This window comes from Alteromonas ulvae, assembly GCF_048987005.1.
Lineage (GTDB): Bacteria > Pseudomonadota > Gammaproteobacteria > Enterobacterales > Alteromonadaceae > Alteromonas.
This window is the reverse complement of record NZ_CP185261.1, coordinates 492,686-513,579: the sequence shown is the minus strand read 5'-3', so window position 1 is coordinate 513,579 and position 20,894 is coordinate 492,686. Positions and strand designations below refer to the sequence as shown.

General features: G+C 44.1%; 19 protein-coding genes. 13 read left to right on the top strand and 6 right to left on the bottom strand.

Going from position 1 to position 20,894, the window contains the following annotated elements:
• Nucleotides 1-3 precede the first annotated feature (3 nt).
• Entirely contained in the window at nt 4-1,317 is a 1,314-nt protein-coding gene (gene argA / locus ACOJR9_RS02115) for an amino-acid N-acetyltransferase (protein ID WP_420934777.1), read from the top strand.
• A 129-nt stretch (nt 1,318-1,446) separates the two neighbouring features.
• Nucleotides 1,447-2,055 (top strand): hypothetical protein, encoded by a 609-nt coding sequence (locus tag ACOJR9_RS02110; protein WP_420934776.1) that lies wholly within the window; start codon nt 1,447-1,449, stop codon nt 2,053-2,055.
• A gap of 124 nt (nt 2,056-2,179) precedes the next feature.
• Here the strand turns inward: ACOJR9_RS02110 and yghU are convergent, their stop codons facing one another.
• The 3 genes from yghU to ACOJR9_RS02095 all read right to left on the bottom strand — a co-directional run bounded on the left by yghU (nt 2,180) and on the right by ACOJR9_RS02095 (nt 8,009).
• Nucleotides 2,180-3,037 carry a glutathione-dependent disulfide-bond oxidoreductase gene (gene yghU / locus ACOJR9_RS02105; protein ID WP_420934775.1) on the bottom strand — a complete coding sequence of 286 codons (858 nt, stop codon included), beginning with the start codon at nt 3,035-3,037 and terminating at the stop codon, nt 2,180-2,182.
• A 544-nt stretch (nt 3,038-3,581) separates the two neighbouring features.
• The gene (locus ACOJR9_RS02100) at nt 3,582-5,273 is read right to left on the bottom strand and encodes an NAD-dependent malic enzyme (protein ID WP_420934774.1); all 1,692 of its coding nucleotides are present in this window, start codon (nt 5,271-5,273) and stop codon (nt 3,582-3,584) included.
• Between the two features lie 75 nt (nt 5,274-5,348).
• A complete protein-coding gene (locus ACOJR9_RS02095) occupies nt 5,349-8,009 on the bottom strand; it encodes a penicillin-binding protein 1A (RefSeq protein ID WP_420934773.1) in 2,661 nt (886 codons plus the stop codon).
• Between the two features lie 138 nt (nt 8,010-8,147).
• Here ACOJR9_RS02095 and pilM point away from each other — a divergent pair, with 138 nt between their 5' ends.
• The 9 genes from pilM (at nt 8,148) to ACOJR9_RS02050 (ending at nt 17,220) form a co-directional block, all read left to right on the top strand.
• Nucleotides 8,148-9,215, top strand: a complete 1,068-nt coding sequence (gene pilM, locus ACOJR9_RS02090; RefSeq protein WP_420934772.1) for a type IV pilus assembly protein PilM — start codon at nt 8,148-8,150, stop codon at nt 9,213-9,215.
• The gene (locus ACOJR9_RS02085; protein WP_420934771.1) at nt 9,203-9,781 is read left to right on the top strand and encodes a PilN domain-containing protein; all 579 of its coding nucleotides are present in this window, start codon (nt 9,203-9,205) and stop codon (nt 9,779-9,781) included. The genes pilM and ACOJR9_RS02085 overlap by 13 nt, the downstream gene beginning before the upstream one ends.
• A gap of 2 nt (nt 9,782-9,783) precedes the next feature.
• Entirely contained in the window at nt 9,784-10,395 is a 612-nt protein-coding gene (locus ACOJR9_RS02080; RefSeq protein WP_420934770.1) for a type 4a pilus biogenesis protein PilO, read from the top strand.
• Nucleotides 10,395-10,919, top strand: a complete 525-nt coding sequence (locus tag ACOJR9_RS02075; protein ID WP_420934769.1) for a pilus assembly protein PilP — start codon at nt 10,395-10,397, stop codon at nt 10,917-10,919. The genes ACOJR9_RS02080 and ACOJR9_RS02075 overlap by 1 nt, the downstream gene beginning before the upstream one ends.
• Nucleotides 10,920-10,921: 2 nt before the next feature.
• Nucleotides 10,922-12,694, top strand: coding sequence for a type IV pilus secretin PilQ (locus ACOJR9_RS02070; protein WP_420934768.1), 1,773 nt, complete (start codon nt 10,922-10,924; stop codon nt 12,692-12,694).
• Between the two features lie 271 nt (nt 12,695-12,965).
• Entirely contained in the window at nt 12,966-13,481 is a 516-nt protein-coding gene (gene aroK, locus ACOJR9_RS02065) for a shikimate kinase AroK (protein WP_032095188.1), read from the top strand.
• A gap of 34 nt (nt 13,482-13,515) precedes the next feature.
• On the top strand, nt 13,516-14,583 hold the full coding sequence (gene aroB / locus ACOJR9_RS02060; protein ID WP_420934767.1) for a 3-dehydroquinate synthase: 1,068 nt from the start codon (nt 13,516-13,518) through the stop codon (nt 14,581-14,583).
• An 89-nt stretch (nt 14,584-14,672) separates the two neighbouring features.
• Nucleotides 14,673-16,094 (top strand): SPOR domain-containing protein, encoded by a 1,422-nt coding sequence (locus tag ACOJR9_RS02055; RefSeq protein ID WP_420934766.1) that lies wholly within the window; start codon nt 14,673-14,675, stop codon nt 16,092-16,094.
• Nucleotides 16,095-16,299: 205 nt separating this feature from the next.
• A complete protein-coding gene (locus ACOJR9_RS02050; protein ID WP_420934765.1) occupies nt 16,300-17,220 on the top strand; it encodes a Dam family site-specific DNA-(adenine-N6)-methyltransferase in 921 nt (306 codons plus the stop codon).
• A 59-nt stretch (nt 17,221-17,279) separates the two neighbouring features.
• Here ACOJR9_RS02050 and ACOJR9_RS02045 read toward each other — a convergent pair whose 3' ends face one another.
• The 3 genes from ACOJR9_RS02045 to ACOJR9_RS02035 form a co-directional block, all read right to left on the bottom strand.
• Nucleotides 17,280-17,477 (bottom strand): DUF2970 domain-containing protein, encoded by a 198-nt coding sequence (locus ACOJR9_RS02045; protein WP_420934764.1) that lies wholly within the window; start codon nt 17,475-17,477, stop codon nt 17,280-17,282.
• Nucleotides 17,477-17,788 (bottom strand): hypothetical protein, encoded by a 312-nt coding sequence (locus tag ACOJR9_RS02040; protein ID WP_420934763.1) that lies wholly within the window; start codon nt 17,786-17,788, stop codon nt 17,477-17,479. Before ACOJR9_RS02040 ends, ACOJR9_RS02045 begins: the two co-directional genes overlap by 1 nt.
• 182 nt (nt 17,789-17,970) lie before the next feature.
• Entirely contained in the window at nt 17,971-18,696 is a 726-nt protein-coding gene (locus tag ACOJR9_RS02035) for a TorF family putative porin (protein WP_420934762.1), read from the bottom strand.
• Between the two features lie 447 nt (nt 18,697-19,143).
• Between ACOJR9_RS02035 and rpe the strand changes: the two genes are divergently transcribed.
• Both rpe and trpS read left to right on the top strand, forming a co-directional pair.
• On the top strand, nt 19,144-19,821 hold the full coding sequence (gene rpe / locus ACOJR9_RS02030) for a ribulose-phosphate 3-epimerase (protein ID WP_420934761.1): 678 nt from the start codon (nt 19,144-19,146) through the stop codon (nt 19,819-19,821).
• Between the two features lie 29 nt (nt 19,822-19,850).
• A complete protein-coding gene (gene trpS / locus ACOJR9_RS02025; protein WP_420934760.1) occupies nt 19,851-20,858 on the top strand; it encodes a tryptophan--tRNA ligase in 1,008 nt (335 codons plus the stop codon).
• Nucleotides 20,859-20,894: the final 36 nt, after the last annotated feature.

Sequence of the window (20,894 nt, the reverse complement as noted above, 5' to 3'; positions counted from 1 at the left end):
TGCATGGTATTAGCGCATCACGATGGCATTAAATTATTTCGCAGCTCGCTGCCTTATATTAATGCCCACCAGGGAAAGACCTTCGTACTGATGTTCGGTGGCGAAGCCATTGAGCATCCCAATTTCCCCAACATCATTCACGATATCGCACTGCTGAATACCCTTGGCGTGCGCGTAGTTATTGTGCACGGTGCAAGGCCGCAAATAGACTCAAGAGTGGCCCTTCGCAATATTGAAGGGCGTTTTGAAAACGGCGTTAGAATTACCGACAAGCAAACGCTTGAGTGCGTAAAAGACGCGGCTGGCTCGGTGCGCTCTCAAGTAGAAGCCTTGTTAACCATGGGCCTACCTAATTCTCCCATGCACGGTGCACAAATACGTGTTTGTTCTGGAAATTTAGTGGTTGCTAAACCCATGGGCGTACGCAACGGTATCGATTTTGAAAACACCGGTTTGGTGCGCCGTATTGATATTATTGGCATCAATGATCATTTAAATGACGGTTCAATCGCACTGCTTTCACCCATGGGGTATTCAGCCACAGGAGAGGTGTTTAACCTATCTCATGAAGATGTGGCTATTCAAGCTGCTATTACACTAAAGGCAGATAAGCTCATCGTGTTTTCAAACTACGACGGCATTTATAACAGCGATGGTAAATTACTTCGCACCATAGAGCGCCCTCAGTTAGAAAAGATGATAATGGAAGGCAACATTACTACGGAACATACCGTACTTCGCGCCCTTACCACTAGCGTATCTGCTGGTGTGCCGCGAGCACATTGCATTAGCTATGAAAACGACGGCGCACTGCTTCAAGAGCTATTCACTCGCGATGGCACAGGCTCATTAGTGATGGAACATCATTACGAGCAGTTGCGAGCTGCAACTATCGATGATGTAGGCGGTATATTGAACCTAATTAAGCCATTGGAGGACAGTGGGGTGTTAGTCAAGCGTTCTCGTGAGCGACTTGAGAGTGAAATTAATCAATTTATCGTTATTGTACGCGACGGAATGATTATCGCTTGCGCTGCACTTTATATGTACCCAGACGATGATTGTGCCGAGCTTGCGTGTGTGGCCACACATCAAGACTATCGCGGTAAAAACCGCGGAGAGCGTATACTGGAAGAAGTGAATAGGCGTGCAAAAGAAGCGTCTATCAGTCGTATATTTGTTCTTACCACAGTAACGGCCCACTGGTTTTTAGAGCAGGGATTCCAGCCTGCAGATATCAGCGCTTTGCCAGAGGTGAAAAAAGAGCTGTACAACTTCCAGCGTAATTCGAAGGTGTTTACACTAGAGGTGGAATAGCAACTTTACTGGCTAATTAGCGGGCTGCTTGTACTACCATGCCGCTCGCAGTTATTGCCTTAAAGTCATTGCCTTTAAAGCAACCACAGATCACATCATACATTAGCGTGCACATTAAATTCCCGTTAGTTGAATGATATAAACAAACGTTTACCACGATATCCACGTAAGTTTAACTATCACCCAACTTCTCTTATTGTTATGGCGCTAAACACATCACGACTGCTCATCACTGCTGTTTTCTTTGTGCTTATTACCGTAGGCGCGGGCGCCTTTTTTTCATATAAAAGTATGAGTAAACACGCCTTGAAACGAGAAGAACTTAATTTTATGGGCAGCAAAGGTTGGTCGTGGTTTGACGAAAAGCGTCGAGTTCAAATAAAGAGAGTCGAAGGAGATTTACCTGCTCTGCGCAAAGTCTATATGGATGACAATTACGCAGCCCTTTTGACGATTAGCGATAATGGCCGTTATCGAGGTTTTGTATTCTTTAACGAGCCCTGTGAGGCAGGTTCTGCTATTACGGAAACCAAATACTATGGTGCCGACGGTGAGCAAAATATTGATGTACTGCACTGTATTCAAGGAAAGCTGGTGTTTATGAAGTCGTGGGCGACACCGCCGGAGACACGATGGGAAGGAAACGTTGGTGATTTTCGTTTTTCGGTATCACTTGAAGATTGGGACCTGAAACCGTTGCAAAAAGCCTACTATAAAAGCCGAGCCGTGCTTATTTAGCTAATGCTTATTTAACTGCATTAGTACAACGTCACTACCATCACGCAAAACAGCTGTGTCGCCACCACCGACTACGTCAATGGTGGCGCTTTACACAGTCATCTTACTGTTATTTTAAACGTCTTTAGCTATTCGCTAGGGCGTTATCAATATCAGCAGCGCTGTGTCGGTTTTTAAGCTGCCCGTCGTCACCCCATGTTTTATTGACGATACGGCCGCGCTGCACACCTTTGCGCTTTTCAACACGCTGGGCCCATTCGAGCAGATGGGTATAATCATCTACTTGTAAAAACGTAGCAGCCTCATACAAATTACCCAGCACGAGATTGCCATACCATGGCCATATCGCGATGTCTGCTATGCTGTACTCGTCACCTGCCATAAATTGATGCTTGGCCAGATGCTTATCTAAAACATCTAATTGACGTTTCGTTTCCATCGTAAAGCGGTTAATGGGGTACTCCATTGGGTATGGCGCGTAACTGTAAAAATGGCCAAAACCACCACCAAGATAAGGGGCACTGCCCACCTGCCAAAACAACCAATTCATGCACTCTGCTTTAGCATGCGCATCTTTGGGAATAAATTTATCGAACTTTTCAGCTAAGTACATCAGGATTGAGCCAGACTCAAACAGCTTTGTTTCCGGCGTGGTTGTGATATCCACCATCGCAGGTATCTTACTATTTGGGTTTACATCCACAAAGCCTGAAGAAAATTGATCGCCCTCTCCAATATTCACCAACCAAGCGTCATACTCAGCTTCATCTACGCCTGCGGCCAACAGCTCTTCCAGCATGATGGTGACTTTTTGCCCATTTGGTGTGGCTAAAGAATATAGCTGAAATCCATGTTCACCTTGTTCACGGGCCTTTTCATGAGTGGCGCCAGACACAGGGCGATTGATACTAGCCCACTTATTACCGTCGTCTTTGTCCTGCGTCCATATTTTAGGAGGGGTGTAGTTATCAGATGCTGACATTGCTTTTCCTTTTTTGTCGCTGCTTGTACATTATATCTAGTAACTAAGAACAACTTTTAAAGAGATAGAGCTCACTAGTGTCGACCAATATACAAGGTAATCGGCTCACCAACATTAAAAATCCGAGCGGTGGGTTTCACCAGCTCGGCCTACAATAAAAGGCGCACACTCCATTGCACGCAAAGCGGTAGTGTTCGGGTAGCGTTTGCGAGTTGGGCTAACGAATTACATGAGCGGATTACACTAGCGCTCATCTACCCGTACATATCAATTAACAGCATTAGCACTGCGCTTGTTCAACACACGTGCTTGCACTAATGTACTTTTGAGTAATCAGGCTTTTCAATAATTAAGCCAACTCCAAAAAAACTCATATTTTCATTGTGTTATAAATTTTTATGCGAAAAAACCAAGAAGACATAGAGGAAAATGTTGCTCATTGGCGACAATATTTTACCGAGGAAGGTAGAAAGGTGTTTGCTAAAGTCTGTATCGCTTTATAGTACATACAAAAAAGCAGGCGTTGCGCCTGCTTTTTCAGTAATTAAATGCTCACCCGTTTGTACGGTCGGTATTCTGCTTTCCAGAAATTCCTCTCAATACTTGCACGAAGTGCTTCCTCAGACATTTCTAAGGCCAAGCCTTGCTGCATTGCTACTTTACCCACTTCAAAGGCAATATCTCGACTAAGCTCTGCAATTTGCACTAAAGAGGGTAACAGTGAACCTTCGCCTGTGTTGACTAATGGCGACGCTTTAGCGAGGGCGTTACTGGCAGCCATTAACATTTCATCGCTGATTAGTTTGGCTTTTGCAGCCACAACGCCGAGACCGATGCCAGGAAAAATATAAGAATTATTACACTGGGCGATGGGATACACTTTGCCATTGTACTCAACTGGCTTAAATGGGCTTCCGGTGGCAATGATCACCTCTCCATCGGTCCATTCAATGACTTGCTCTGGACGCGCTTCCACTTGTCGAGAAGGGTTACTCAGTGGAAAGATAATAGGCAATTCGCAGTTTTGTTTCATAGCGCGAATGACTTGCTCTGTGAACAGGCCAGGTTGACCCGACACCCCAATGAGTATATCGGGCTGTGCACAATGCATAACATCGAGCAACGACGCATAGTCACCACTGAAGGTCCAGTCGGCAAGGTCGTCTTGTTTCTGCTGCAGCTTTTCTTGGAAGTCACGGAGTCCTTCCATGCCTTCTGTTAAGAGGCCAAAGCGGTCAATCATGAATACTTGCTTTCGCGCTTCCTCATCACTTAAGCCTTCAAATACCATTTGCTGAATAAGCATTTCAGCAATACCGCAACCCGCCGAACCAGAGCCCACAAAAACAACCTTCATCTCACTGAGCTTTTGTTGCTTCGTTCTGCAGGCGGCTAATATTGTACCTAAAGTGACTGCCGCTGTGCCCTGAATATCATCATTGAAACAGCAGATTTCATTGCGATAGCGATTAAGTAATGGCATGGCGTTTGGCTGAGCAAAGTCTTCGAATTGAATAAGCACGTCAGGCCAGCGCCGTTTAACTGCTTGTACAAACAAGTCGACAAACTCGTCATACTCTTTTTGTTCAATACGAGGGTGTCGAGCTCCCATGTACATAGGATCGTTTAGCAGCTTTTCATTATTAGTGCCCACATCAAGCATCACCGGCAATGTGTAGGCTGGGCTAATACCACCACAAGCGGTATACAGTGACAATTTCCCAATAGGAATACCCATACCACCGATACCTTGGTCACCTAAACCTAAGATACGTTCGCCGTCCGTCACAACGATGACCTTTACTTTGCGTTTTGTGGCGTTGCGAACAATGTCGTCTATCTGATGACGCTCTTCATAAGAAACAAATAAACCACGAGAACTGCGATAAATATCAGAAAATTGCTCACAAGCATCCCCTACAGTAGGGGTATAAATAAGGGGCATCATTTCATCAATATATTTCTGAATAAGGCGATAGAATAAGGTTTCGTTATTATCTTGAATTGCTCGCAAGTAAATGTGCTTATTCAATGCTTCATCGAAGCTACTATATTGCATGTAAGCGCGCTCAACCTGCTCTTCTATGCTTTCATATCGCGGCGGCACCAATCCAGTTAGATTGAATGCGGTTCTTTCTCGGGCAGTAAAAGCACTGCCCTTGTTAAGTAGCGGAGTTTCCAGCAATGAAGGGCCGGAATGTGGAATATAGAGATAGCGCTGTGAATCTTCTGACATGTTTTTTCCGGTTATGGGTTCAGGCAAATGGAGGACCAAAGCCTAATAAGGGCGAGGGCTAGCCCCCTCCCTTTGTTAAAATATTTCTTCTGACTTTGGCGTTGTTGTTTCATCCTGCTCGGCTGGGTCTACCACATCGTTATCACTAACGTATGTGGTAGGCTCCGTACCTTGAAGGAAATATTCGAATAGTGTCGTATGGTCTGTGCGGTTGGTCAACTTTCCACTGGTACGATCAATGCGCACGCGAACGATATCTTCAGGCACAGGCATTGGAGAATAAGGCTTTTCAGCCAATGCGTATTCCATGAATCGGATCCAAGCAGGACCTGCTGCTTTAGCTCCATCCTCAGTTCCAATCAGGGCATTTCCAATCCAATTAAACTTTTCAGGATTTTTATTAATTAAGTTCTGATTGCGCGTAGCACGTCCAAGCTGGCGGCTCATGTTGTCAAAACCCACCCAAGCAGTTGCCACTATATCTTTGTGAAACCCACTAAACCATGTGTCTCTTGAGTCGTTTGTTGTTCCGGTTTTACCGGCAATGTCCGTTCGCTGCAATATATTCCTTGCGCGCCACCCAGTGCCAAGCCAATAGGTTTTTTTATTCCAATCACCGTTAGCTCTCACGCCCGTTCGCATCATCTCAGCGACAAGGAATGCATTTTGTGCACTGATAACTTGAGGCGCTATGGTTTTTTCTTCAGCGTTTTTCGTCAAATCTACCGTACCAGCATCTTCATTTAACTGAGCCGCAAGTAGTGCTTCAATATCATCTTCGTTTAAAGGCTTGGACGTTGGGGCCTCGCCCTCGTCTTCACAGCGATGACATGCCCATACTGGGTTTGCGTACCACAATTGCTCTCCGTTTTCATTGAGAACTTCGCTTATGAAATGAGGATTTACGAGGTAACCACCGTTAGCAATAACGGACATACCGCGTACCACTTCTAAAGGCGTATGTGAGCTTGAGCCAAGTGATACGGTCTCATCAAGCGGAATATCCTCTTTGTTAAAACCAAAACGGGTTAAGTAATTTGCTGTTTCTTGCAACCCTACGCCACGAAGCAGACGAACAGACACCACGTTTTTCGATTTACCCAATGCTTTTCGCATGCGAATAGGTCCGTCGTATTCAGCAGGGGAATTTTGCGGACGCCATGCGACACCGGTAGCGGCGTTCCATTGGTTAATTGGTGCATCGTTGATGATAGACGCTAATGTATAACCACTGTCGATTGCGGCTGAATAGACAAAAGGCTTAATGTTAGAGCCAACCTGCCGCTTAGCTTGCGTAGCCCGATTAAACTGACTTTGATAAAAGCTATAGCCACCCACAACCGCTTCCACGGCACCGTTTTTAGGATTAAGTGCGATGAACGCACCGCTTACCTCAGGTATCTGCGCAATTCGCCACTCACCATCCTGCTTGCGAATATAAATTACCGCACCCTCGCGAGTCACATCAGAGGCTGAATCCGGATCCTTACCTTGCCTAAAGTCAGTGATGTATTTACGTGCCCAGTCTAGCCCTCCCCACTCTATAGTGCGATTTTCGCCATTAACTGTTAGTACCTCTATGGACTTTTCGTTTACCACTTTCACCACTGCTGGCACGAGCGGTTTGATGTAGGGTACTTCCTCTAAAACCGATATTAACGACGAGTCATCCCACATCGCTCGTTGAGTGCGATTGCTTATGTCAAAACTCAATGACAGCAATGGGATCCCCTCATCTTTTGACTCAGCTTTGGGAATATCCCACAGGTAGCCTAATGCCCCTTTATAGCCATGGCGCTCGTCATAGTCGTGTAGATTTCGAACCACCGCTCTTTGAGCAGCAAGCTGTAGTTCAGATGTGGCCGTTGCGTAAACTTGATACCCGCCCGTTTCTGCTTCTTCTTTTCCGTAGGTTTCTACCATTTCGGAATAAATAACGTCTGCTAGGTATGGCGCATCTACTTCAATTTCAGCGCCGTGTTTACGTGCAGTAACAGGAGCGCTTGCAGCTTCATCAAACTGTGCTTTGGTAATGTAATTTTCATCGAGCATCCTCAATAGTACAACACGACGTCTTTCTAAAGAACGCTCGGGCCCGCTGATAGGGTTAAGTACTGATGGCGCTTTAGGAAGGCCAGCGATAGTGGCTAATTGCGCTAGTGACAGCTCAGTTAGTGGTTTCCCGTAATACACCTGTGATGCTGCTCCAAAACCAAATGAACGGTGTCCTAGCTCGATTTTGTTTAAATACAACTCTAAAATTTCTTGCTTCGAAAGCTCCTGTTCCATATGAAGTGCAATAAAAATTTCTTTCACCTTACGGATGTACGTTTTTTCCCTAGACAGAAAAAAACCTCTCGCCAATTGCATGGTGAGTGTACTGGCACCTTGTCGCTTTTCACCGGTCAGTATTAAGCTCACCGCCGCTCGAACTATACCAATAGGATCTATACCGTGATGTTCATAAAAACGGCTATCCTCTGTTGCAATAATCGCATCGACTAATTGCTTCGGAACATCCTCAAGTTTTACCGGTATCCGCCGTTTAACTCCATACTGGGAAATAAGTTTGCCATCTTTGGTATATATCTGCATTGGGGTTTGCAGGCGAACATCCTTAAGGACAGTGACACTAGGCAGGTCAGGTTTGATATAAAAGTAAATACCAACCAGCGTAGCAAAGCCAAGAAGACCGGATAAGAAACTAAAAAGGATTAGCGGTTTAATGTACTTCACTGTAACAGGTACCAAGGAAATTTATGATGAAATGACGTATATTCTATACGTATGTGTTATCAATAGAACCATACATATGAATTATTTAGCTTAATATTGTACTGTAGAGCAACTACCTTTGAAACTAGGCACTAATAAATGAAATCGCTACTCAAAAAAAAGCCATCGCCTATTGTGGGCTTAGACATAGGTACGCGTCAAATAAAAGCGGTATGGATAGAGCAGACAAAAGACGGCTTTGTGCTTCAAGGGTATGCCTGCGAACCCATCAGTAAAATTGCTTTTTCAGAGCGCGACATAAAAGATTATGAATCGGTCAGTATCGCGCTCAAAAAGATCAGAAAAGCACTTAGAACCAAAATTAAGCTAGCCAATATAGCTGTTGCAGGTACGTCTGTTATTAGTAAAGTCGTTTATATGGACCCTGAGCAAAGTGATTTCGATTTAGAAAACCAAATTGAGATAGAAGCAGATAGTCTCATTCCCTATCCTTTAGAAGAAGTTTACCTAGACTTTGAAGAAATGGGCCCAAGTAAGACGCATACGGGCAAAGTTAATGTACTGCTGACGGCTGCGCATAAAGACTTGGTAGATAGCCGGCTGTTGCTGGCAAGAGAAGCCAATTTCGAACCTAAAATTGTAGACATGGAGAACTATGCTATTGGCAATGCGTTAGATTTCTTTTACGCTAATAAGAATAAAGAAGAGTCACTTTGCTGCGTTAACGTGGGCGCGTCATTACTCCAAATTTGTGTAGTCAAAGATGGCAATGTTATCTACACAAAAGAACATTCTTTTGGACTGAATAATCTCATAAACGATATCAGCGCCATTCATATGATTGAGCGCGAGACAGCAGAGCGGCAGTTACTAGATGGTACGTTATCGGGAAATTGGGTTGAAGACACACTGCCAATTTTCGCCGCAAACCTTCAACAAAGCATCAATCGCGCATTACAGATGTACATGAGCACCCTGCATGCAGAACGCCCTCAGAAAATTTTACTTACCGGAGGCGCTGCAACTATTGAGCCTTTGGTTGATATTTTAAACCAAGACTTAGGTCTTGACGTTGCTCGCTTTAACCCTTTTGCTGGCATGACAATAAATCCTAAATTAGATGCTTCAAAGCTGCAAAAATTAGCGCCTCAACTAGTCATAGCAGCGGGTCTAGCGAGTAGGAGTTTTACCCCGTGGCACATGTAAACCTACTCCCTTGGCGCGAAAAGCAGCGTCAGCATCAAAAGCAACAGTATCTGGCAGCATTAGTGGCCGTCGCGGCAATTGTTGGGTTAATATTTTGGTTTGTTGGACAAGCCATTGATCAACAAATTAGCCATCAAAACTCGCGAAATCAATATTTAGAGCGTGAAATTGCTGCTTTAGACAATCAAATTGGCGACATAAAGAAAGTCAAAGAAAACAAAAGCGCCATTGAGCAGCGGATGACCCTGATTAAACAACTTCAAGCAAGTCGCAACATCTCTCCCATTGTATTTGATGAGTTAGCAAAGCTCGTACCTTCGGGTGTAGCGTTTAACAACATGGCTCGTACTGGAAACAGCATAAAAATTGAGGGTACAAGCGATTCAAACAACAGGTTATCTGATTTTATGCGTGCATTAGACAACTCTGTCACCTTTGTGTCTGCTGAGCTTTCTACCATCAAATCGGATAGCAGTGCCGCTCGTGCAGTGAGTGACTTTACACTTACATTTTCTATTACCCCGAATCTGGCACCGGCAGCAGATGAAGAAAGTGAGGTTCAATAGCAATGAAGTTTGATGTCTCAAAACTAAAAGAACTCAACGAACTCGATTTCGAACAAATTGCTATTTGGCCCAACGAAGTCCGTATCGTTGTGGCAGCATTCGTTGCAATTGCCATAGGCGCATTAAGTTACTACCTGCTGATAAGTCCAAAGCTTCCTATTTTGGATACAGCGAAATTAAAAGAGGACGAGTTAAAGCTCCAATTTGAGGCGAAATATCGTATCGCCGCAAACCTCGATGCTTATCAAGCCCAGTTAGAGCAAATAAAGAAAGACTTTTCTTCTATGCTTAAAAGCTTACCTACCAGTAATGAGACACCAGGCTTACTTGACGATATTACCTATGTGGGTACATCGGCAGGATTAACCTTCAAACTGCTCAACTGGCAGCAAGAAGTGCCAAAAGAATTCTATACCGAGCTGCCAATTGAGATGGAAGTAAGTGGCGGATATCACAACTTTGGCGAATTTGTCTCTAACGTAGCAGATTTACCTCGTATTGTAACGCTGCACGATTTTGATATAGCCCGCGATGAGAATGGCTTAACTCTAAGATTACAAGCGAAAACATACCGTTCAGACAATCCCTCACTTTTAGAGGGAGACGAAGACTGATGCGATATCTTTTATCATTGTGGATTTTTGTTATTATTTCTGGGTGCGCTCCAGAAATGAATGATTTACAGGCTTATACAGAGAGCGTGAAAAGTCGAGCTCAACCAAGCGTAGAACCATACACTAAATTTACAACTCAACCGCCTTTTGCATACAGTGCCAGTTCGTTGCGAAGTCCTTTTGAACAGCCTAAAGGGATACCTGAGGTAGTGAGCCAAACTCGTGTTGAGAATTGCTTACAACCCGATTTTCAACGCTCCAAACAAGCGCTAGAAAACTATGGCTTAGACGCCCTTGTATTAACCGGAAGCTTTACCGTTCAAGGCGAGAAGTGGGCGCTTATAAAAAGTAATGACGGTGTTCTTCATAAAGCAAAAACGAACAGCAGAATTGGGCTATTTTACGGCAGCGTCACGCAAATCGGCACAGATTCAATTATCATAGAACAGTTATTACCAGATGGTGCTGGCTGCTGGCAAAGGAAAACAACAACAATGACAACAGCATCACAGGCGGGAGAGTAAACATGGCCGAGCGATACATATTTAATAAGTCTCTTAATCGTAGCGGGCCTCGATGGTATTGGTTAACGGGTATTATTGCCGCGCTTGTCTCTTGCACCCTGTTTGTTGCCCCCTCAAAAGCACAAGAGCCCGTTTTGGTAGATCCACAGTCCATGGGCGATGCCCAGCGAATGACCAGCACTATTGTCGATGTAGACTTTACTCAAAACGCCAACAACGCCGCCATAACTATCGTGACATTTGATGGCCAAGTACCGAAGACCCAGCTTATTGAATCTCAAGGAAAAGTCTCAGTAACGTTAATGGCAACGAAACTAGGAGAAAATCAGTTTGTAGAGCTTGATGTTGCTGATTTTGGCACAGTGGTGTCTACCATTGAAACATTTGAAGACGACAAATCTGCGCGGATTGAAGTGAATTATGAGGGCACAGTGACCGTCAAAAATACGGTAAAAGGAAAACAACTTCATATTGAAGTAGTTCCCATGGATAAAGCGCAGCAAGAGGCTCTTAGCAGCGAGAAAAAATATACAGGCGAACCGATATCACTCGACTTCCAGGACGTTCCGGTGCGTCAGGTCTTGCAGATTATTGCTCAAATTAACGGATTTAACCTTGTTACAACCGATTCGGTGACGGGTAATGTCACGATTAGCCTTTCTGGCGTACCGTGGGATCAGGCCCTAGATATGATCATGAGAGTAAAAGGTTTAGACAAGCGTTTAGACGGAAACATTCTGCTGATCGCACCAGCAGAAGAATTATCGGCAAGAGAAACCCAAGCGCTACAGTCTCGTCAGCAAGTGGCCGATTTAGCTCCGCTACAGACAGTAGACATTGCGATTAACTACGCAAAAGCAGCAGAACTTGCCGCGATTTTGAAATCGTCGGAAGGTGGCATTCTTTCAGACAGAGGCGGCGTTACCGTTGATGAGCGCACCAATACGCTATTGATAAGAGACACCTTGGAGTCTATCGACGAGGCGAGAAAGACTATTGAAGTGCTTGATATACCGGTTAAACAGGTGCTCATAGAAAGCCGCATGGTCACCGTATTGGACAATGTGGATGAGCAACTTGGGGTTCGTTGGGGCTTTAGTGACAGACAAAATGACAATGGCGTTTCAGGATCGCTTGAAGGTGCAGATATCATTGCGGGTGGAATTGTTCCTCCGGTCAACAACCGATTAAACGTTAATTTACCGGTAAGTAGTGCCGCGGGCACCATTGGCTTTCAAGTAGCAAGCTTAATCGATGGCACCATATTAGATTTAGAGCTATCGGCATTAGAATCTGAAAGTAAGGGGGAAATCATTGCTAGCCCCCGTATCACCGTTGCAAATCAACACGAAGCGTATATTGAGCAAGGTACAGAGATTCCATTTGTACAAGCAACCTCTAGCGGCGCCACGGCAGTTGAGTTTAAGAAAGCGGTATTGTCACTGAAAGTGACACCTCATATTACTCCCGACAACCGAATTATTTTAGATTTGGTGGTAACGCAAGATACACGGGGAGAGACGGTATCTACATCGACAGGGGATGCCGTAGCAATCGATACACAAGAAATACAGACGCAGGTACTGGTTGAAAATGGAGAAACGATTGTTCTTGGCGGTATCTTCCAGCAAACGAGCAGCGACAGTGTAAACAAAGTACCACTATTTGGGGACCTTCCTGTACTAGGTGCATTATTCAGAAACACCACTGAACTTCAGCAAAAGCGAGAGCTGTTAATTTTTGTAACGCCGAAAATAATTACTGAAAAACCGTAGCATCTTCGCTGAGTTACCAAGAAAACGTGCATAACCTTGCACGTTTTTTATTTCAACCCTGTTTTTTTAAGTGAAATTACAGGTATATGCATATTGTTGGCAACAAAACTTGCAACGCCTTGTAGGAAACTGAGATAATCGCCGTCTCGAAATACTAACGAGGTTTAAGGAGTGGTGCTTATTGAACATTAAATAGGCACGAGTCAATGGGTAGGCTGGTAAGGCAACAGTGCACTGCCCCTAACATGATTAAGTTGTGATATAAGCAAATATGGCTGAAAAACGTAATATCTTTTTAGTTGGCCCGATGGGTGCTGGCAAGAGCACAATCGGTAGACATCTAGCAGACGAACTTCACTTGGATTTTTTTGATTCTGATCAGGAAATTGAGCGCCGCACAGGGGCTGACATTGCCTGGATCTTTGACTTGGAAGGTGAAGATGGTTTTAGAGCACGTGAAGAAAACGTCATCAACGATTTGACCGACAAGCAAGGTATTGTTCTAGCGACTGGCGGTGGCTCTATCGTGACTAAAGCAGTGCGCAACCGTTTATCCGCCCGCGGTATCGTCGTTTATCTGCAAACCACTATTGATAAGCAAGTTGCTCGTACCCAACGGGACAAGCGTCGTCCCCTTCTACAAAACGAAGATCCTGAGAAGGTACTTCGCGACCTTGCTGATTCACGCAACCCTTTGTACGAAGAAGTGGCCGACTACGTGGTAGATACCGACGACCAATCTGCACGTGCGGTAGCCAATCAAATCATCAGCAAAATCGGTCTTTAAAAAATAAATTGTATCATCTGGAGGCGCTGCGCCCATGTCAACTTTAACTGTGGAACTTGGAGACCGTAGCTATCCAATACAGATAGAAGCAGGCTTGCTCAAGCAGTCTGCCCTTTTTAGCCCCTACATAAAAGGGCCTCTCGTTGTTATAGTGACCAACGAAACCGTTGCTCCACTATACCTCGATAAGACAAAAGCAGCCTGTGGTGATGTCAATGTAGAGACCATAATTCTGCCCGACGGAGAGCAGTATAAAAACCTCGAACAATTCGAGGTAGTTATGACTCGGTTGCTAGAAATTAATGCCGCTCGCGATACTACCTTAATCGCATTAGGCGGCGGGGTAATTGGCGACCTTACTGGATTTGTAGCGGCAACCTATCAGCGTGGCATCCCCTTTATTCAAGTCCCAACTACATTACTTTCTCAAGTTGATTCATCGGTTGGTGGAAAGACTGCTGTCAATCATCCGCTTGGGAAGAACATGATTGGTGCATTCTATCAGCCTGTTTTTGTTGCCATAGACACTCTCTCATTATCTACCCTTCCAAAGCGAGAGTTTTCAGCAGGCATGGCTGAGGTGGTGAAGTATGGCATTATTTACGATGCATCTTTCTTCGCTTGGCTTGAGTCTCAAGTGGAACCGTTGAAAGCCCTCGACAATGACGTGTTGAGTCAAACCATACACCGCTGCTGTGAAATTAAGGCGGACGTGGTGGCAAAAGATGAAAGGGAAGGTGGACTTCGCGCCATTCTCAATTTAGGCCATACGTTTGGTCACGCTATAGAAGCAGAACAAGGTTACGGCAACTGGCTTCATGGCGAAGCAGTGGCAGCTGGTACTATAATTGCTTGTTTAGCTGCACAAGAGCTAGATTGGTTTGAAACGTCAGAAACTCGTCGTGTTACCTCGCTGTTTAAAGCCTTCGACCTTCCCGTTGAAGGGCCTGAAACTATGACCAAAGCTGACTACGTCAAGCACATGAAGCGAGACAAGAAAGTAGAAGCTGGTAGCATACGATTTGTGCTTCCCAAAGGCATTGGCAATGCGGTGGTTACAAAAGCAGTAACAGACGACATACTTTCGCACGTCCTTCCCTAGCTATTAAGATTAGTGACCGCAAATAATCACATTAGTTTGCGGTATTACTGTTGTCTATTCGCCGCAAGGCTTTTATAGGGGGCAAACACATGCAAAATGAACTGCATGAACGTTTGGAGTATTTAGTTAACTACTCATCGCAACTGATTTTTGTCAGTGGTGACTCTATAGCTCAGCAACAAAAAACGTTAGAAGCCTTTGTATTTCAACAGCATGATGATACTGAAATTGCCTACCTGACAGCGCAGGAGAATATGGGTATGTCTGACTACAGACGCCAACTCTGTCGTCAACTGCTAGGGCAAGTCGTAGGAAGCTTTGTTAGACCGCTGAATGAGCTGCTCGTTGATTTAAACAATCATGAGGGGCCTATACTAATAGCTATTACTCAATCCCACCACTTGCCCGATGCCTTTTTACAGGAATTATGGGACCTTGTTCTACAAAGCCGCTTTGCCGGCAATAAACAGCATTTAAATGTATTGTTGTTTGCCGATAGCCAATGGGCAGAGCGAGCAAAGCAATGGCTGCCTGCTAAAAATACTGACACTCCTTTAATTATTAGCAGTCAATCTGTGATCGATGAGCAACCTAACTTTGCTTCTGATTTAGATAAAATGATTGCAGCACGTCGAGAAGCATTTCAAGCACACCTCGAAAACCGACAGCAGCACACCGCTCTAACCTTTTCCAACCCGCTAAAGTCAAGATGGCTTTATGTGTTATTGGTTTTCGTTTTTTTCAGCACCTTTTCAGGGTTGGTCTATTGGCAATACGGCGACGATATCGCTTCTCTCTTTGCTCCGATAGACAGTGCAGACGAGGCTAACGCTAATCTTGTTGAGCCCGGCTCCGCCTATGATCAGATAGCAGCAGGAACTCAAAACAATGAAATGGAACTCAATGCTAATGGCTATCTATTAAACGCTGATGGCTCTTTACCAAACTCTGATGAAACAGCAAACGAAAGTGTGAAGTCTCAAATCAATGAGACCGAACAAAATCGACCAGAAGCTTTAATCACCACTTGGCAACAAGCCATCTCAACAGGTGATAACTTATTGACGAAGGACAGTGCTTCAAGTCAGGAAAGAAGCACCACCATTGGCATCAGCAAGAATTCCGATACGATCAGCTCGACAGATTCCGCTAATTCAATAAATAATTCAGTTAATGACGCAGCGACAACCCGAGTACAGTTACCTGCCTCCGAAACTGCGTTGAATTTCATTGCTTCCACAGAGTTCGCGTTACAAATGCTGGCAATGACAAACGAACGGGTTTTGAACGACTTTATTGAAGAAAATAATTTGCGAGAACAAACCCGAATTTATAAAACACAGCGATATGGCGGCGATTGGTATGTAGTGATATCTGCTCAAACGTTTGCATCTGCTGAACAAGCTCAGCAAGCAAAACAAGCGCTGCCTGACTACCCAAATAAAGCGTCAGCTTTTGTAAAAAACGGGCAACAAATTTTGCAGGAAATAGCACTTTCCGAAAACCAGTGAAAATACTCTACTTGCAGACTTTTTAGTCGATTTGAAAAAGATATCAAATGGCCAGCACTTGTCGGTTGTCCGTTTAAACGATGAAAGATACAATTACTGATTAGTGTGGTGACGCCGAAAGGCTCCCTTCCCCAGCAATACGCCTAGAACGGCGACGTTAGGAATAACCACCGTCTTCATTCCGTGTAGGTAGTAACGTTTACGCATGATGCAAAAAAAGAACCGTGCTTTTTTGAAGTGGGCCGGTGGCAAATACAGCTTGGTTGAGCATATTCAAGCCAGATTACCGCAAGCAAATAAGCTTATTGAGCCTTTTGTCGGCGCCGGATCTGTGTTTTTGAATACGCAATACAAACGTTACCTCTTAAACGACATCAATCCAGATTTAATTAATCTATACAACTTTCTCAAAGCGCAGCCTGACGCGCTAATCAATGATGCCCGAGAATTTTTTAGCACTGTTCGAAATAATGAGTCAATGTACTATGCATTGCGGGAAGAGTTTAATAAAACTGAAGACGAATACTACCGCGCTATTTTGTTTCTGTATTTAAATAGACACGGCTACAATGGATTATGCCGGTACAGTCTTCAAGGCAGGTTTAACGTGCCATTCGGACGCTATAAAAAGCCCTATTTCCCAGAACATGAGATGTTTGTATTTTCGGAAAAGTCTCAAAAAGCGACCTTTACCTGTTTGCCTTTTGAAAAAGTATTTTCAAGAGCAAGAAAAGGTAATGTAATCTACTGTGATCCGCCCTATGCACCAATAAGTAAAACTGCAGCTTTTACCAGTTACGCCAGTCACAGCTTTGGGCCAGAAGCGCAGGAAAAATTGGCGAACCTTGCTGCTAAAGCCTCCCAGAAAAGAGGGATCCCGGTGTTAGTTTCAAATCACGACCTACCATTAACTAGAAACTTGTACCACGGGGCTGATTTCAGCATGCTATCGGTAAAGCGTTCCATTAGCCAAAATGGTGCAAAGCGAGACCCGGTAGATGAAATACTCGCGTTTTTCTCACCGGTGATGTCGTCAGCCAAAAAAGCGAAAGGGGTAAGTAAAACAAAAAGAACTGCGTTGAATTTGTCAGCAGTGAATAACAGTAAAGGCTCAACGTCTAAATAGTCTTGGGTTGTCAAACATTCAACTAGGGCTAGCCCAAGTTTTACTGTCATATTACGTTGTTACCCTACATACCACTTAACAAAAGTATACAAGCCTACCACGAACAGTATCACCATAATCACGCCGATGACTGCATAGATAACAAAGGTGCCCTGTGTAAAATCACGTTCGTAATTTTTATGGCTTTGCACACCGAATAGGCTAGCTAAAACACTTCCAACTATCGCCCATAAACCAGAGTCGGATTTGTGACTCATTACTGAGCGTCTTTTGGAGACGAAGAAAAGTCTTGGTGAGCGTTATCGCTGTGTAACAACTCTAATAAATCGAGGAAATGAAACTGGAATGATGATGACTTACCCGCAACCCATGAGAGCCAGCTGACTTCCTCAACGCCTTCTTGATACCGAGCACATTGATTCATAACATGACTAGCGGGTAGTTTTGGATTGAACTCTGTTACAGGTTGAAATTCACAAACTGAGGAGCGGCTGGTTGGTGCTGAAACCACTGCCGCACTCCCAAGCGCAACCACGCCACATAAGGCAAAAAACGGGAGGACTTTCATCCTGAAAACTCCTATCACACAGTCTAAATTACGTTCTAGTATAATCTAAATAGGTTAATGAACAAGCTAATTATTTTTGTCCGCTGACACCCCATCTATTCATGAAGAAAGCCCAGCACGATCATGCTGGGCTTTTTATCAATAAGCCGAAAGGACTCTATTATAAAGACGTGTAAAAGCGTCTATAGCTCGAAATCCATACCATAGCTAACAGTGAATTTTACCGCATCGTTGTCGTAAGCGTCTGCGCCGGTATCATCTAAATCGGTACCCGTAATCGCAAAGCTAAAACCATCTTTAGACAGTGAAACACCATAATCTGCGTAACCATCTGGTACACCGTTAAACGCCTCAGCGAAATCGCCTTGGTGGTATCCAACATGGAAACCAAGTTCCGCACCGTCTAGTACTGGCATGCCATAGTCTAATGAGACATACGTTGCCTTACCGAAACCAAAATCTTGTCCTTCGCCTTCATCTGCTTCTGTGTGCGCTAGCAATGAAACTGTAAGGCTTAGACCGCCTATGCCTACAGAGCCGTAGACCTCTGCAAAATCAAACTCAGCTTCTGAATCGTAGTTGTAATAAAGGTATCCCACATCATAAGCGATACCGTCTTCAGACTCACCAGAGAAACCGAAATACAAATCGTGCTCGTATGAATATACGTCATCAGCACCGTAGTTTACATTCGACGCCCAAGTACCTGCGTAAAAACCGCTTTCGTGTGCATAGTCAATACCGCCTTGAACAGCTGCATCATTCGTTGTTTGAGTAAGACCACGCCAGATGTAGTTACTTGTGAAACTTGCATTTGCAGTAACTTCTGCATAAGTGGGCATTGCAGTGAAAAGGCACGCCGTTGATATAGCAACGGCAAGTAAAGTTCTTTTTGTAGACGTTTTCATGTGTGTTCTCCAGTCAAATTCCAATTTGTTTTTAATTAGTTTTTCTGTCTGTATTTTTATATTTGCACTAGCTAACGCAAAACTGATGCCCGTTTATGGCATGAGTGAAAAAGAGTTGAAATTAATTTCAATTTATTGATTTAAATGATTTTATTTAAAAACCAAAAGAATTAAATGAAAATAACCATGCAGCTTAAATGAATAAAAATGCACCAGATTAACGCGCACTCCCCAAAACTGGGCAGGCTGTATTGCATTTCTCACTCTTCGAAAAAGCGGGTACTTTAAATTGTCGGGAGAAAATACAGAGTTCGTAGTAAAGCGCGCAGGATTTCGTTAAACTTTCATCAACCTGCATTTGTGCACATTGCATCTGTGTGCATTGCGTATATGTACACTGCAGCATCCATCAATCGCTATGTATGCATTAATGACTAAGGATGAAAAATGAAACCATTTTTAATTGCGCCCTCTATTCTCTCAGCAGATTTTGCTCGACTTGGTGCTGATGTCGAGAAAGTGATCAATGCGGGCGCGGATATCGTTCATTTTGATGTTATGGATAATCACTATGTCCCAAACCTTACTTTCGGACCTATGATTTGCGATGCATTAAGACACTACGGCATTACTGCCCCCATTGATGTGCATTTAATGGTGAAGCCAGTAGATGACCTAATAGAGAAATTTGCCGATGCTGGTGCGTCATACATCAGCTTTCACCCTGAGGCATCTGAGCACATCGACAGGTCTCTGCAGCTCATTATCGATTCAGGATGTAAACCTGGATTAGTCTTTAATCCAGCGACACCATTACATTACTTAGATCATGTAATGGATAAACTTCACCACATTCTTATAATGTCAGTAAACCCAGGTTTTGGCGGACAGGCCTTTATCCCGTCGACATTGGGTAAAGTACGTGCAGTGAAGCAGCGCGTTGCAGAAAGTGGCTATGATATAAGAATAGAAATTGACGGTGGCGTAAAAGTAGATAACATTCGCGACATCGCTGAAGCGGGTGCAGATATGTTTGTCGCAGGTTCCGCCATTTTTTCTCAAGATGATTACGCAAAAGTCATCGGCGAAATGCGACAAGAGCTTGCATCACTATCTAAAGCATAATTTAGTAAACACAATTACAGGTAAAAATAATGAGCAATAAACCCGTTGTATTAAGTGGCTGTCAGCCTTCTGGACAACTCACCCTTGGTAACTATATGGGTGCGCTTAAGCAATGGGTTTCCATGCAAGCAGATTACGACTGTCTTTACATGATTGTCGATTTGCATGCCATTACAGTTCGCCAAGATCCCAAGCAGTTATTTGAAGCCTGCTTAGATGGCCTAGCTCTCTACCTTGCATGCGGTATCGACCCACAAAAAAGCACTATCTTTATGCAGTCTCACGTACCTGAGCATGCGCAGTTGTCGTGGGTGCTAAATTGTTACGCTCAAATGGGCGAACTCAATAGAATGACTCAGTTTAAAGATAAGTCTGCCAAAAACGAAAACAATATCAACGTAGGCTTATATAGCTACCCAGTATTGCAGGCTGCCGATATCTTGGTTTATCAAGCAGATAAAGTACCCGTTGGTGAGGACCAGAAGCAACATTTAGAGCTAACGCGCGATATCGCTACGCGGGTGAATAATCTTTACGGCGATGTTTTTAAACTGCCTGACCCATATATTCCAGACTTTGGTGCTCGAATCATGAGCTTACAAGAGCCCGAAAAGAAAATGTCCAAGTCGGATACAAACCCGAATAACTTTCTTGGTTTACTTGAAGAGCCTAAAAAGCTAACGAAGAAAATAAAGCGCGCCGTTACCGACTCAGACGAGCAGGCTAATATTTACTTTGACCCGAAAGAGAAGCCTGGCGTATCTAATTTGCTTACTTTACTGTCCTTATCAACGGGCAAATCGATAAAAGAGCTTGAGCCTGAGTACACTGATAAAATGTATGGGCACCTTAAAGGTGATGTTGCTGAAGCCGTTGTTTCATTGATTACGCCGATTCAAAAAGAATACGAAAAAATTCGTGCCGACAGAGCTTTCCTTGACAAGGTGATGCAAAGTGGTGCCAATAAGGCCTCTGAAAGAGCAAGTGTGACATTGAAGAAAGTCTATGATGCGGTGGGTTTTATTCCTAAACCATAGGGGCATTTTACCGTGGAGTAACCCACTAGCGTGTTG